This window comes from Methylotenera sp., from assembly GCF_013141425.1.
Lineage (GTDB): Bacteria > Pseudomonadota > Gammaproteobacteria > Burkholderiales > Methylophilaceae > Methylotenera.
Map to the genome: position 1 here is coordinate 1 of NZ_JABFRA010000113.1, position 13,391 is coordinate 13,391.

Annotated in this window: 12 protein-coding genes; 9 read left to right on the forward strand and 3 right to left on the reverse strand. The window is 43.0% G+C overall.

The genetic code is table 11. The features are described from left to right. Positions 1 to 160: 160 nt before the first annotated feature. The 4 genes from HOO90_RS10155 to HOO90_RS10170 all read left to right on the forward strand — a co-directional run bounded on the left by HOO90_RS10155 (position 161) and on the right by HOO90_RS10170 (position 3,633). Positions 161 to 1,171: a sulfate ABC transporter substrate-binding protein gene (locus HOO90_RS10155; protein WP_292842661.1), complete on the forward strand. Its 1,011-nt coding sequence runs from the start codon at positions 161 to 163 to the stop codon at positions 1,169 to 1,171. 79 nt (positions 1,172 to 1,250) lie between these two features. Continuing rightward, positions 1,251 to 1,595 carry a DUF2325 domain-containing protein gene (locus HOO90_RS10160; protein WP_292842663.1) on the forward strand — a complete coding sequence of 115 codons (345 nt, stop codon included), beginning with the start codon at positions 1,251 to 1,253 and terminating at the stop codon, positions 1,593 to 1,595. Positions 1,596 to 1,672: 77 nt separating this feature from the next. Continuing rightward, positions 1,673 to 2,314: a peroxiredoxin gene (locus tag HOO90_RS10165; RefSeq protein ID WP_292842665.1), complete on the forward strand. Its 642-nt coding sequence runs from the start codon at positions 1,673 to 1,675 to the stop codon at positions 2,312 to 2,314. A gap of 47 nt (positions 2,315 to 2,361) precedes the next feature. Next, positions 2,362 to 3,633: a bifunctional O-acetylhomoserine aminocarboxypropyltransferase/cysteine synthase gene (locus tag HOO90_RS10170; RefSeq protein WP_292842667.1), complete on the forward strand. Its 1,272-nt coding sequence runs from the start codon at positions 2,362 to 2,364 to the stop codon at positions 3,631 to 3,633. Positions 3,634 to 3,783: 150 nt separating this feature from the next. Here HOO90_RS10170 and HOO90_RS10175 read toward each other — a convergent pair whose 3' ends face one another. From HOO90_RS10175 to epsC, 3 genes are all read right to left on the reverse strand, one after another. Beyond that, positions 3,784 to 5,676, reverse strand: a complete 1,893-nt coding sequence (locus HOO90_RS10175; RefSeq protein ID WP_292842669.1) for a family 2A encapsulin nanocompartment cargo protein cysteine desulfurase — start codon at positions 5,674 to 5,676, stop codon at positions 3,784 to 3,786. Next, positions 5,663 to 6,577 (reverse strand): family 2A encapsulin nanocompartment shell protein, encoded by a 915-nt coding sequence (locus HOO90_RS10180; protein WP_292842671.1) that lies wholly within the window; start codon positions 6,575 to 6,577, stop codon positions 5,663 to 5,665. Before HOO90_RS10180 ends, HOO90_RS10175 begins: the two co-directional genes overlap by 14 nt. A 69-nt stretch (positions 6,578 to 6,646) precedes the next feature. Beyond that, positions 6,647 to 7,654: a serine O-acetyltransferase EpsC gene (gene epsC / locus HOO90_RS10185; protein WP_292842673.1), complete on the reverse strand. Its 1,008-nt coding sequence runs from the start codon at positions 7,652 to 7,654 to the stop codon at positions 6,647 to 6,649. Positions 7,655 to 7,995: 341 nt separating this feature from the next. Between epsC and HOO90_RS10190 the strand changes: the two genes are divergently transcribed. From HOO90_RS10190 to HOO90_RS10210, 5 genes are all read left to right on the forward strand, one after another. Beyond that, positions 7,996 to 8,994 carry a sulfate ABC transporter substrate-binding protein gene (locus tag HOO90_RS10190; RefSeq protein ID WP_292842675.1) on the forward strand — a complete coding sequence of 333 codons (999 nt, stop codon included), beginning with the start codon at positions 7,996 to 7,998 and terminating at the stop codon, positions 8,992 to 8,994. Between the two features lie 32 nt (positions 8,995 to 9,026). After that, positions 9,027 to 9,908 (forward strand): EAL domain-containing protein, encoded by an 882-nt coding sequence (locus HOO90_RS10195; RefSeq protein WP_292842677.1) that lies wholly within the window; start codon positions 9,027 to 9,029, stop codon positions 9,906 to 9,908. Positions 9,909 to 10,023: 115 nt separating this feature from the next. Then, positions 10,024 to 10,854, forward strand: a complete 831-nt coding sequence (gene cysT, locus HOO90_RS10200; RefSeq protein ID WP_292842678.1) for a sulfate ABC transporter permease subunit CysT — start codon at positions 10,024 to 10,026, stop codon at positions 10,852 to 10,854. Positions 10,855 to 10,902: 48 nt separating this feature from the next. Then, complete coding sequence (gene cysW, locus HOO90_RS10205; protein WP_292842679.1) at positions 10,903 to 11,817, forward strand: sulfate ABC transporter permease subunit CysW; 915 nt, start codon at positions 10,903 to 10,905, stop codon at positions 11,815 to 11,817. Between the two features lie 48 nt (positions 11,818 to 11,865). Beyond that, the gene (locus HOO90_RS10210; protein ID WP_292842681.1) at positions 11,866 to 12,948 is read left to right on the forward strand and encodes a sulfate ABC transporter ATP-binding protein; all 1,083 of its coding nucleotides are present in this window, start codon (positions 11,866 to 11,868) and stop codon (positions 12,946 to 12,948) included. Positions 12,949 to 13,391 lie beyond the last annotated feature (443 nt).

Consider the following 13,391-nt stretch of genomic DNA (forward strand, 5'->3'; position numbering starts at 1 on the left):
TTGTTAGCGCGCTTCCAAGTAGCGTTCTAAACAATCTCTCTTAACCTAACAATCACACATCCTGAAATTTGGGATGTGTGTTGAAAAGAGGATAAATATGCACTGTGATTGTTTAAGCACAATTAAAAAATTTAGTTTTATTTAACTTTAAGGACTACCCATGAAAAAATCACTTTTAGCCATTGCCTTGCTTTCTGCAATGTATGGTTTTGCAGCGCCGATTGCAGCGATTGCAAAAGACGTTAACTTTTTAAACGTGTCTTACGACCCAACACGTGAGTTATACCAAGATTTCAACAAAGCATTCTCTGCTTATTGGAAAACAAAAACAGGCGATACTTTAGTAATCAAAACATCACACGGTGGCTCTGGTAAACAAGCACGTGCCATTATTGATGGCTTGGATGCGGACGTTGCAACGTTAGCCTTGGCTTACGATGTTGACCAATTAGAAGAAAAAGCCAAATTGATTCCAAAAGATTGGCAAAAACGTTTAGCACACAATAGCTCACCTTACACTTCAACTATTGTGTTTTTGGTGCGTAAAGGCAACCCAAAAAACATCAAAGATTGGGACGATTTAGTAAAACCTGGCACAGGTGTAATTACACCAAACCCAAAAACTTCTGGTGGTGCACGTTGGAACTACTTAGCGGCTTGGGCGTTTGCACAGAAAAAAAATGGTGGCGATGAAACAAAAACCAAAGAGTTCGTGAACAAACTGTTCAAAAACGTACCGGTGCTGGATTCTGGTGCGCGTGGATCTACTACCACATTCGTAGAACGTGGCATTGGTGACGTATTGCTGGCTTGGGAAAACGAAGCATTCTTGGCTCAAAAAGAATTAGGCGTAGGCAAGTTTGACATTATTGTGCCTTCACTTTCTATTTTGGCTGAGCCTCCTGTGACTGTGGTTGATAAATTTGCTAAAAAACATGGCAATGAAGCGGTAGCAAAAGCTTACCTTGAGTATTTATATACAGAAGAAGGCCAAGAGATTGCGGCTAAAAACTACTATCGCCCAACGTTATCCTCTGTTGCTAAAAAATATGAAGCACAGTTTCCAAAAGTGAACTTTGTGACCATTGACGCAGATTTTGGCGGCTGGCAAAAAGCTCAAAAATATCACTTCTCTGACGGTGGTACTTTTGACCAAATTTACCAAAAGTAATTTAGTTCATTAATTAGTTGTTAAAACAGATGCAGCGCCAGACAAAATCTGGCGCTGCTCTTAATCGGAGGCTCTTATCATGAGTTCAGTTTTAATTGTAGGTGGTGACCAAATTGAGGGCATCAAGCAAGTGCTAAACAACCACGGCGTGGACCAAATTAACCATTGGACTGGCCGCAAGTCGGGCGACAGCAGTCGCGTGATTCCACACGACACCAAAATCATTGTGCTAATCACCAATTGGATTAGCCACTCTATTACGCACAAAATTAAGAAAAACGCCATGAAACGTGGCATTAAAGTGATTTACACGCCCAACGGCGGCACCGCATTACATAACCGCTTGCAAAAAGCTGGGGCTGACTTTGCATTGGAGAGTGATTGTGAAAACTCCTCCATTCATTCCACTGACACACTGCATTAATTTTCATTCATTGGCCCATTGATACATTCTGGGCAGAAACAATCTGGGCAAATTTTTAGGCAATTAGGATTAAGCAAATGGCAACACTGCGTTTAGGCGATACTGCGCCTGACTTTATTCAAGAATCAAGCATCGGCGTAATTGGCTTTCATAGCTGGCTGGGCAATAGCTGGGGGATTTTGTTCTCTCACCCCGCCGACTTTACGCCTGTTTGCACCACCGAGCTTGGCGTTACTGCTAAATTGGCGGATGAATTTAAAAAACGTAATGTTAAAGTGATTGCGCTTTCTGTTGATTCAGTGTCTTCTCATTTAGGTTGGATTAAAGACATCAACGAGACACAATCGACTGTGGTCAATTTTCCTATTTTGGAAGATGCCGATAGAAAAGTTTCTGTGCTGTATGACTTGATTCACCCAAATGCCAGCACCACCAATACTGTGCGCTCTGTGCATGTGATTGACCCGAGCAAAAAAATTCGTCTGATACTGACTTACCCTGCCAGCACGGGCCGTAATTTTCACGAAATATTGCGCGTGATTGACTCGCTACAACTGACGGAATATCACAGCGTTGCCACACCAGCGAATTGGAAAGATGGCGATGATGTGGTTATTCTGCCGAGCATCACCGACCCTGATGAGTTATTAAGTAAATTCCCAAAAGGATTTAGGTCGATTAAGCCTTACTTAAGATTTACCCCGCAACCGAATAAATAAATTGCCAATTTAAGCATCGATAAACAACTGAACACCTCAGAGGATATATGAAACTAGAAACGTTGGCCATACACGCGGGTTACAGCCCAGAACCGACCACCAAAGCCGTAGCGGTGCCCATTTACCAAACCACGTCTTATGCGTTTGATAACACCCAGCACGGTGCCGATTTATTTGACCTAAAAGTACAAGGCAATATCTACACGCGCATTATGAACCCGACTACCGCTGTGCTTGAGCAACGGCTTGCGCAGCTTGAAGGCGGCATTGGCGCACTGGCTGTGGCCTCTGGCATGGCGGCAATTACCTATGCGATTCAAACCATTGCTGAAGCAGGCGATAATATCGTTGCGATTTCTACTTTATATGGTGGCACCTATAACTTATTTGCCCACACGCTACCCAAACAAGGTATCGAAGTACGCTTCTTTGATTATCGCGACCCTGCTGCGCTCAAGAAACTCATTGATAGCAAGACCAAGTTGGTGTTTACCGAATCGATTGGCAACCCGCTGGGCAATATTGTCGACATTGAAGCCATCAGTGATATTGCCCATCGCCACGGTGTGCCGGTGATTGTAGACAACACTGTTGCCACGCCAATTCTGCATCGGCCGTTTGAGCATGGAGCGGATATTGTGGTGCATTCGCTCACCAAATATATCGGCGGTCATGGTAATTCCATTGGTGGCATTATTATTGATAGTGGCAAGTTTCCTTGGGGCGAGCATAAAGAACGTTTTCCAACGCTAAATACTCCAGACCCTAGTTACCACGGTGTGAATTATGTTGAAGCTCTCGGGCCTGCGGCCTATATTGCACGTGCTCGCGTAGTGCCGTTACGCAATACTGGGGCGGCACTAAGCCCATTTAATACCTTTCTAATTCTACAAGGGCTGGAAACATTAGCCTTACGCATCGAACGTCACAGTGACAATGCCCTGCGCGTGGCGCAATATTTAACAACCCATAAAAAAGTGAAATGGGTGAAATATGCAGGATTAGCTGACCACCCTGAGCATGCTTTGATACATAAATATCTCAGTGGAAAAGCCTCCGGCATTTTAACTTTTGGTGTTGAGCATGGCCTAGAGGGCGGCACACGATTTATTGACGCGCTTAAACTCTTTACGCGCTTGGTGAATATTGGCGATGCTAAAAGTCTGGCTTGCCATCCAGCTACGACCACTCATCGTCAATTGAATTCACAAGAACTTAAAAAAGCAGGCGTAAGTGAAGACATGGTGCGCCTATCGGTAGGCATTGAAAATGTAGATGATCTTATTGCGGATTTGGCGCAAGCGCTTGAACAGGTATAAGTTCAGGCATGAATTGAGAATTACTGACAGAGGTTTTAAGTAAATTTAGGAAAAGTGGTGGTCGCTTAACACTTAAAACTAAGCGGCGTTATCTCCCCCCTCATTCCGGCACCTGCTTTTAAACAGGTCGCCGGATTTTTTTACTCTAGATTAAATACCATTAGGTCCTTTATGTGATGTTAAACGCAATAAAGCATTTACCATTACATCCACTTCCGCAGGTGTGTTATAAAAAGCGAGCGAAGGTCTCACCGTTGTTTCTAAACCAAAGCGACGCAGAATTGGCTGCGCACAATGGTGACCAGAACGAACTGCAATACCCTCTTGATTAAGCGCCGCGCCGACTTCCTCACTCTTATAGCCGTTTAGTGTGAAGGATAATACGCTGGCTTTTTCTTTCGCTGTGCCTACTAAACATAAACCTGGCACTTTGCACATTGCGGCCGTTGCATACTCCAACAGCTCATGCTCATAGCGTGCAATGTTGTCAATTCCAATGCGCTCTACGTACTCTAAAGCGGCACCCATACCAACAGCATCGGCAATGTTGCCCGTGCCAGCTTCAAACTTAGACGGTGCCTCATGGTAAACGGTTTTATCAAAAGTGACGTCTTGAATCATATTGCCGCCGCCTTGCCATGCAGGCATGTCTGCCAACAACTCAGGCTTGCCGTAAAGCGCACCAATACCCGTTGGACCAAATACTTTATGCCCAGAAAATACAAAAAAGTCAGCATCTAAGCCCTGCACATCAGTACGCATGTGCGACACGGATTGCGCACCGTCCAACAACACTTTGGCACCTGCAGCATGTGCCATTTGTATCATTTGCGCGGCGGGTGTCACTGTACCTAGTGCATTTGATACTTGTGTAAATGAAACCAACTTCACACGTGAAGTAAGCAGCCTTTGATACTCAGCCAACAATACTTGGCCGCTATCATCCACTGGCGCTACTTTGAGTTTTGCGCCCGTTTCTTGGCATAACTGCTGCCAAGGCACAATATTGGCATGATGCTCAAGGTGAGAAATTAAAATCTCATCTCCTTCACCAATATGCTTTTTACCCCAAGTTTTTGCAACCAAGTTAATCGCTTCGGTCGTACCGCGCACAAATATCACGTTATCCACAGACGGTGCATTGATAAAGCGACGCACTGATTCACGGGCTTCTTCATAGGCATCGGTCGCGCGTGCGGCTAGCTCATGTGCGGCACGGTGAATGTTTGAATTTTCATGCTGATAAAAGTAAGCAATCCGATCAATTACCGCTTGCGGTTTTTGCGTAGTAGCGGCGTTATCAAACCAAATCAGCGGGCGACCATTCACCAATTCGCGCAAAATTGGAAAATCTTTGCGTACCAAATTTGCATCAAACGGCGGATGTGCTGCCGCAGGTAGAGGTGCAGTTTGATTAAAGGGTGAGTCTTGCAAAAAATAATACGGGCTAGCGCTTGTAGTGCTGGCAGGGTTACCAGAACCTGCACTGGTAATACCAACTGAGCTAATGGATGCACTGCCTAACAATTGATTTAATTCCGATTGATAGGGCACATCTACACCGCCGAGCAACTGGCCTAAATCCAAATCGCCCGCAAATGGGATTGCGCTTGCAAAGCCTGGTGCATGTTGTAACTGAAAGGCTTCAACACCTGCAAAGTCTGGCTTTGCAGAACCTACACTCGGCAAGGCCGAAAAAAACGAGGGCGTAGGCGCTTCCACGGGGCTTGATTGATTTGCGCTTAAAGGCGAGCTTGCAGCTGGCAATACCGCATCAGTGGCAATGTGCGATAAAGAAGCATTAGAGGGAAAATCCGTTTGCCTTCCCAGTGGTGATCCTGCTGGAAAGCCCTCTGCATACAACTCATTCGCTATGCGACTCAACTCTGCAATATCTAACTGACCAGACACACTGGCTTGCCGACCCAATGCGAGTGCAGTTGCCATGCGCGGATGCTCGCCCGGAATTGCAGCTAGAATTGCTTCTGGCTCAAATGACGATAAATCGGCAAAACCAGACAAAAATGTATTATTTGTACTCATAGTAGTTGCCTACATCAACATTCTCCAACACGGCAATTGCGTCATCCGTTAATACTGCTAGTGAGCAATAAAGTGATACTAAATAGGATGCGATTGCCTTGTGGTTGATGCCCATAAAGCGCACAGATAAGCCCATGCTTTGTTGGCCTGGCAAGTTTGGTTGATACAAACCAACCACACCTTGACGGCTTTCACCTGTACGAAGCAATAAGATATTCGTTTTACCTTTTGTTACTCTTAATTTATCACAAGGGATAAGTGGCACGCCGCGCCATGTGATGAACTGTGAACCAAATAGGGCCACTGTTGGAGGAGGAACGCCACGACGTGTACATTCACGACCAAAGGCTGCGATTGCTTGAGGATGTGCCAAGAAGAAGGCTGGCTCTTTCCATACCTTTGTCAATAATTCATCTAAATCATCTGGTGTTGGTGCACCTGTGCGTGATTTCACTTTTTGTGAAGCGGCAATATTATTCAATAAGCCGTATTCTTTATTATTAATCAATTCGCTTTCTTGACGTTCTTTTACTGTTTCAATTGATAGGCGCAATTGCTCTTTGATTTGGTTATGAGGGCTGCTGTAAAGGTCAGAAACACGTGTATGAACATCGACCACTGTATTTACAGCGTTCAACACATATTCACGGCCCCATTCTTCGTAGTCCACAAATGTGGCTGGTAATTCACGTTCATCTTTTGCAGAACAATCTACTTCAATGGCACTTGGGTCTTTTGCTTTGTTAACACGGTAGATACCAGCTTCAACTGGTACCCATTGTAGTAAATGTACCAACCAGCGCGGTGTAATCGTGCTGAGCATTGGTACCGTTTTGGTGGCATTGGATAGAGTCCTTGCGGCGACGTCGCCCAATGCGGTTTGATGGTTAGTGTCTGTCATGTAATTCTCCTGTAAATAAATCTGTTTAAATTGTTAGTGAATCTTGCTGATTAAATTAATGCCTTGTTACTAATGATGTTGCTGAATTTCCGTTGCTTGCTTGCAAGTATCTGCGGTATTCTTAAGTGGCAAATTTGTATCGAGTGGTGCCGCCAATGTTTGTGCCTGTGTAATATTGCTTCCTGCGGGTACGCTGCGTGTTAACCATACATTTCCGCCAATCGAAGAGCCGCGGCCAATCGTTATACGTCCTAACACTGTTGCTCCCGCGTAAATCACCACGTCATCTTCTACTATAGGATGACGGGCATTTCCTTTTATTAAGTGCCCCTCCTCATCGGTTGGGAATCTTTTTGCACCTAGTGTTACCGCTTGATAAATACGCACATGTTTACCAATAATGGCGGTTTCACCAATAACCACACCTGTGCCATGATCAATAAAAAAGCTGTCGTCGATAGCGGCTCCAGGATGAATATCAATTCCAGTAACTGAGTGGGCAATTTCCGTTACCATACGCGCAATCAGTGGCAAACCTAATCCATGCAAAGCGTGTGCTAATCGGTAATGAATGATGGCCAAAATGCCTGGATAGCATACCAACACTTCATCTACACTTCTCGCAGCGGGGTCACCATCAAAAGCTGCTTTAATATCAGTATCTAACAGTAAGCGTATGGTTGGCAGCTGCTTAGCAAATGCCCGAACCAGCGACACTGGATCAATCGTTGTGCTTTCTGCCGAATTATCACTAGATTGCTGATTGAGTGTATCGGCAGCAAAATACAGTTCCAACTTAACTTGCGCTAATAATTCACGCAAAGCCACATCGAGCGTATGGCCGACAAAATAGTCAATGCCTTCTTCTTTTATATCCGGCAAGCCTAATCTGTTCGGAAATAACGCTGCAGCCAAACCGTCTACCACGCCCTGCAAGGCCTTACGCGAAGGCAGCTTTGGCGGGCGATTGCGCCTATTTCTAGTCTTGAGAGAATTTAACCGTAAATTTCGCAATTGCGAGACAACTTCACTGACGCCTAAATCGCTTGCATGCTCTGAATTTTGATTGTGTTTCATCAGCTTTAACTTAAATTTCTAACTTTGAGTGTCGTTTTATCAAGTTAGCTAAATCAAAAATGCAAAAAGCCAGTGGTCTATTCGACACACTGGCTTCCGGTTGTCCGGTCAGCACAAGCTAACTTAAAAGAATTGAATCTTATGACCTAACTATATTTTTAGGTATTCAAACATAGCCAAATATACACCACTCTTACAACTAAAAGAAGCGTTGATTTAAATATTTATCTACCCGTACTTATAGACATAATTTGAATAAACATATTACTTAATATTCTTTTACATTATTAAAATGCCGCTTTATAGTGTGCGTTGCAAAATTATTTTCAAGGCTTATTTAAATGTTTAAAAAATTACTTATTACCAGCTTGTTAGTTACATCAACGACCATTTCTTCTTTAAGCTTGGCGGCTGATAACAGCTTACTCAATGTTTCATACGATGTGACACGTGAATTCTATAAAGACTTCAATACAGCGTTTATTAAACATTGGAAAGAAAAAACAGGTGCTACCGTTACCATCAATCAATCGCATGGTGGCTCGAGCAAGCAAGCAAGATCGGTTTCAGATGGTCTTGAAGCGGACATTATTTCAATGAATCAATCTCCAGACATTGATATTCTCTATACGCGTGGCAAATTGATTCCAAAAGATTGGCAAAAACGCTTGCCGTACGAGAGCTCACCAACCAGCTCAACTACAGTGTTTTTAGTGCGTAAAGGCAATCCGAAGCAAATTAAAGACTGGGATGATTTGGTTAAGCCTGGCATCGCTGTAGTAATCCCCAATCCTAAAACTTCAGGTAATGGTAAATACAGCTACTTGGCCGCTTGGGGTTATGTGATTAAAAAAGGTGGCGACGAAGCCAAAGCAAAAGAATTTGTTGGCAAACTCTTTAAAAATGTACCTGTTTTAGATACTGGCGGCCGCGGTGCAACCACAACGTTTGCGCAACGCGGCATTGGAGATGTATTGCTTACATTTGAAAATGAAGTGAATTTAATCAAAAAGGAATTGGGTGATGATTACGACGTTGTGTATCCCTCCATCAGCATTTTGGCTGAAAACCCGATTGCCGTTGTAGACAAGTATGTCGATAAACATAAGAGCCGTGCGCTTGCTCAGGCCTATGCTGAATTTCACTTTTCTGAAGCTGGTCAGGAAATTGCCGCTCAACACGACATCCGTCCGCGCTTAGAATCAGTTGCAAACAAGTACAAATCTAAATTTAAGCCACTTGAGTTATTTAGTGTCGACGAAGTTTTTGGAGGCTGGGATAAAGCTCAAAAAACACATTTTGCTGATGGCGGTAATTTTGATCAAATTTACAGCAAATAGTTAATTAAGACAAATAGAAATACAGGATTAACATGGCTCAACAACCTATTTCTGCGCATGTGGAACAATTGCGACTTCAGTTAAAAGAATCGCTGCTTCTCGATTTTGATGATTATGGCCTAGCCGAGCAATTCACAGGTGAATTTAACAGCACCTTTATTGGCGTCAGATTGAACACGGCATTTCAGCCCATTTACGATAGTGAAGCAGGCGATTTAGCTGGCCACGAAGCGCTACTCAGGCCTTCATTAGGTGACGAGTTGGCCAGTACACCTGAGTTTGCATTCACCTATGCTGAACAAGCAAGTAAATTAGTTGAATTTGACCGCGTAAGCAGAACCTTGCATGTGCTGAATTTTAGGCAAATATATGCCGAGAATGGCTTGTTGTTTTTAAACGTGCATCCTAAATTATTAATCTCTGTCAATGCACATGGCAAAGTCTTTGAGCGCATCTTACACGCTAACTCAGTACCAACCAGCCGAGTTGTGATTGAAATTCAAGAGGGCTTGGTTGAACAGGACAAACAACTCGCAGAAGCTATTGATAACTATCGCGAGCGTGGTTATCAAATTGCGATTGATCGGTTTGGAAGCGAGCAATCACACATTGGTCGCTTATGGAAATTTGCACCTGACTTTGTTAAATTAGATTTAAATTTAATCCAAAAAGCAGAGCGCAATGAGCGCGTGCGCAAGATTTTGCCTGGTCTAATTCAAATGATTAAAGACATTGGAGCTAAGCCCATCATTACGGGCATTGAAACGCAAGTACAACTCGACATTGCCATGGAGACGGGTAGCACTCTATTTCAAGGTTACTTTTTGGCGAAACCTGTCACCGCAAAAGAATTGCAACCGTCCGCGTTGTTTAAACGCACCGGCACGAAACCCACTATTCGCGCTGCAGCTTAACTTTAACACTGCATTTGACCATAATTTTTCATTATAAGATTATAGGCAAATAGTATTTATAAAAAATATAAGACTCTGTTAAATTTGCATCCGCATAAATGAAGAATCGAATAACATGGCTAAACAAAAAAATGTACTTCCGGGGTTTAATCTATCACTAGGGTATACCTTACTTTATCTGAGTTTGATAGTCCTTATTCCTCTATCTGCAGCATTTATCAAAACCACCGAACTAAGCTTAAACGAATTTTGGGCAGTAGTTACCGCACCTAGAGTAGTTGCTTCTTATAAGCTCACTTTTGGCGCTTCACTATTTGGCGCGATTATTAACGGAATATTTGGCTTACTTACCGCCTGGGTCCTGGTACGCTACACTTTTCCTGGTAAAAAAATTATTGATGCCTTAGTCGATTTGCCTTTCGCGCTTCCAACCGCTGTTGCGGGTATCGCACTCACCGCTGTTTACTCTACCAATGGCTGGATTGGCCACTGGCTAGAACAATTTGGTATTAAAGTTGCCTTTACTCCACTAGGCGTGATTATTGCGTTAACCTTTATTGGATTACCGTTTGTTGTTCGTACCATACAACCCGTTTTGCAAGATTTAGAAGCGGAAACTGAAGAAGCCGCGGCCAGCTTAGGTGCAAATCGCTGGCAGACCTTTTCTAAAGTTATTATGCCAACTTTATGGCCCGCCTTGCTGACTGGGTTTGCATTGGCTTTTGCGCGAGCCATTGGGGAATATGGTTCTGTGATTTTTATTGCAGGGAATGTGCCCTTTGTTTCGGAAATTACACCGTTGATTATTATCACTAAACTCGAGCAGTATGAATATGCAGAAGCCACGGCTGTTGCTGTGGTGATGCTGATAATATCTTTCCTCTTGTTATTTTCCATTAACGGTTTGCAATGGTGGTTTAGCCGCCGTGGCACGGCTGGGCATTAAATTAGCTGCTTCAATTAATTCTACTTAAAATATTATTAGAGAATATTCATGTCTACCTCCGTCACCGCAGACAATATAGCAACATCTCAGTACAGCCATTACCATAACAAGGTTGCGAGAAGTCGTGCCACCTCAGAACCCGCTTGGATTCGCTGGTCTCTAGTTGTTATTACCTTGTTGTTCTTAAGCTTGTTTTTATTCGTACCCCTAGTAGCTGTTTTCACAGAGGCTTTACGTAAAGGTTTTGATACTTATATAACGGCATTAGCAGATCCAGATGCGCTTTCCTCCATTAAGCTAACATTAATTGCTGCTGCAATTGCAGTACCGCTAAACTTAGTATTTGGCGTTGCCGCGGCATGGGCTATTGCTAAATTTGAATTCAAAGGCAAAAGCATACTGATTACTTTAATCGACTTACCATTTGCAGTTTCTCCAGTAATTGCAGGTCTAATCTATGTATTGATTTTCGGCTTACAAGGTTGGGTAGGCTCAACGCTGGTCGACAATGACCTTAAAGTTATTTTTGCAGTTCCAGGCATTGTTTTAGCAACCATATTTGTAACCTTCCCATTTGTTGCACGTGAGTTAATTCCGTTAATGCAGGCACAAGGTAAAGATGAAGAAGAAGCCGGTTTGGTATTAGGTGCCTCTGGTTGGCAAATACTCTGGCGTATTACATTGCCCAATATTAAGTGGGGGTTACTATACGGTGTAATTTTAACGAATGCTCGTGCAATGGGTGAATTTGGTGCTGTGTCAGTGGTATCTGGGCATATTCGTGGCATGACAAATACCATGCCTTTGCATGTAGAAATTTTATACAACGAGTACAACTATGCTGCGGCATTTGCAGTTGCCTCACTACTTGCCTTGCTGGCATTGGTTACATTGGCACTTAAGACTTTTGTTGAATGGCGTGTAGCAGAGAATGCGCTGAGTAATGAAAATGCTAATAGCTAAATTAATTGCAAAATATCTAACGAATAATGACTTAATTGGAACATAACCATGAGTATCGAAATACGTAATATTAGAAAAAACTTTGGTAGCTTTAGTGCGCTAAACGATGTCAGCCTAGATGTACCTACCGGTGAATTGGTGGCTCTGCTTGGACCATCTGGTTGCGGCAAAACTACACTGCTTAGAATTATTGCTGGCTTGGAAACTCCAGATTCTGGCAATATTCTCTTTCACGGCACTGATGCTACAGCCCAGCAAGTACGTGAACGCCAAGTTGGTTTTGTATTTCAACATTACGCATTATTTCGGCACATGACAGTTTTTGAAAATGTAGCTTTTGGTTTACGCGTTCGTCCTAATAGCACTCGCCCCTCTGATGCTGAAATCAAACGACGTGTGCATGAATTACTAGAACTCGTTCAACTCGACTGGCTGGCAGACCGCTATCCACCACAATTGTCTGGTGGTCAGCGTCAACGCATTGCTCTAGCACGTGCACTGGCTGTTGAACCAAAAGTGCTATTGCTAGATGAACCGTTTGGTGCGCTAGATGCAAAAGTACGTAAAGAACTTCGCCGCTGGTTGCGCCGCTTACACGATGAGCTGCATATCACCAGTATTTTCGTCACGCACGATCAAGAAGAAGCACTAGAAGTAGCTGACCGCGTTGTAGTGATTAACAAAGGCAAGATCGAGCAAATTGGCACGCCACAAGACGTTTACGACCACCCTGTTTCGCCATTTGTATATCAATTCCTAGGTAACGTAAATGAATTTAATAGTCATGTTCATGAGGGTGAAGCGAAAATTGGGAATATTGGTTTAAAAATTGATGCCCACCAATCAACTCAAAATAGCCCTGCAGTAGCCTACGTTCGGCCACACGACATTGAAATTCACAAAGTTCGCAACGGTGTTGCCCCTGCATTTGAAGCAGTTGTTAGCTATGTCCATGCCATTGGCCCATTGGTAAGACTGGAGCTTCAGCGTAATGATCAAACTGAAATAATCGAAGCGGAGCTAACACAAGAACGCTTTCGTGAATTAAGCATTGCCCAAGGTCAACATGTATTTGTTTACCCAAAAAATGTTCGAGTATTTTTAGACGATCAAAAAATTGTAAAAAAATAATATTGTATTGACGCTGCCATAAATTAATTAGCAAATACACTCTTGTTCTTGATAATTTAAAACGCCTGATAGATTTCATCGGACGTTTGTATTTTGTGCTTATCTATTTTAGTAACTAATAGTTATTTCAATCTTATTAAATTTGCAAAATATGAAATATATTCTGCCATTTAAACGCAAACATTAGAATTTGAAAGCAAGCGTAGAGGCATTAAACATAGTGCCCTTCCAAATGTTGATATCTGCCTCGTAATACAATTGAAATCTTCTTAAGAACATCGGTAGTCAGCAATTTCAACATTTGAAATTTGTATATCAATAATCTATCGGTCACAAAGCAAAAAGCCCTCAAACGAGGGCTTTTGTCTGACCACAGTAGTTGTGGTCTAAATAAATAGCTTGGCAGTGACCTACTTTCGCATGCAAAAAGCATACTATCATTG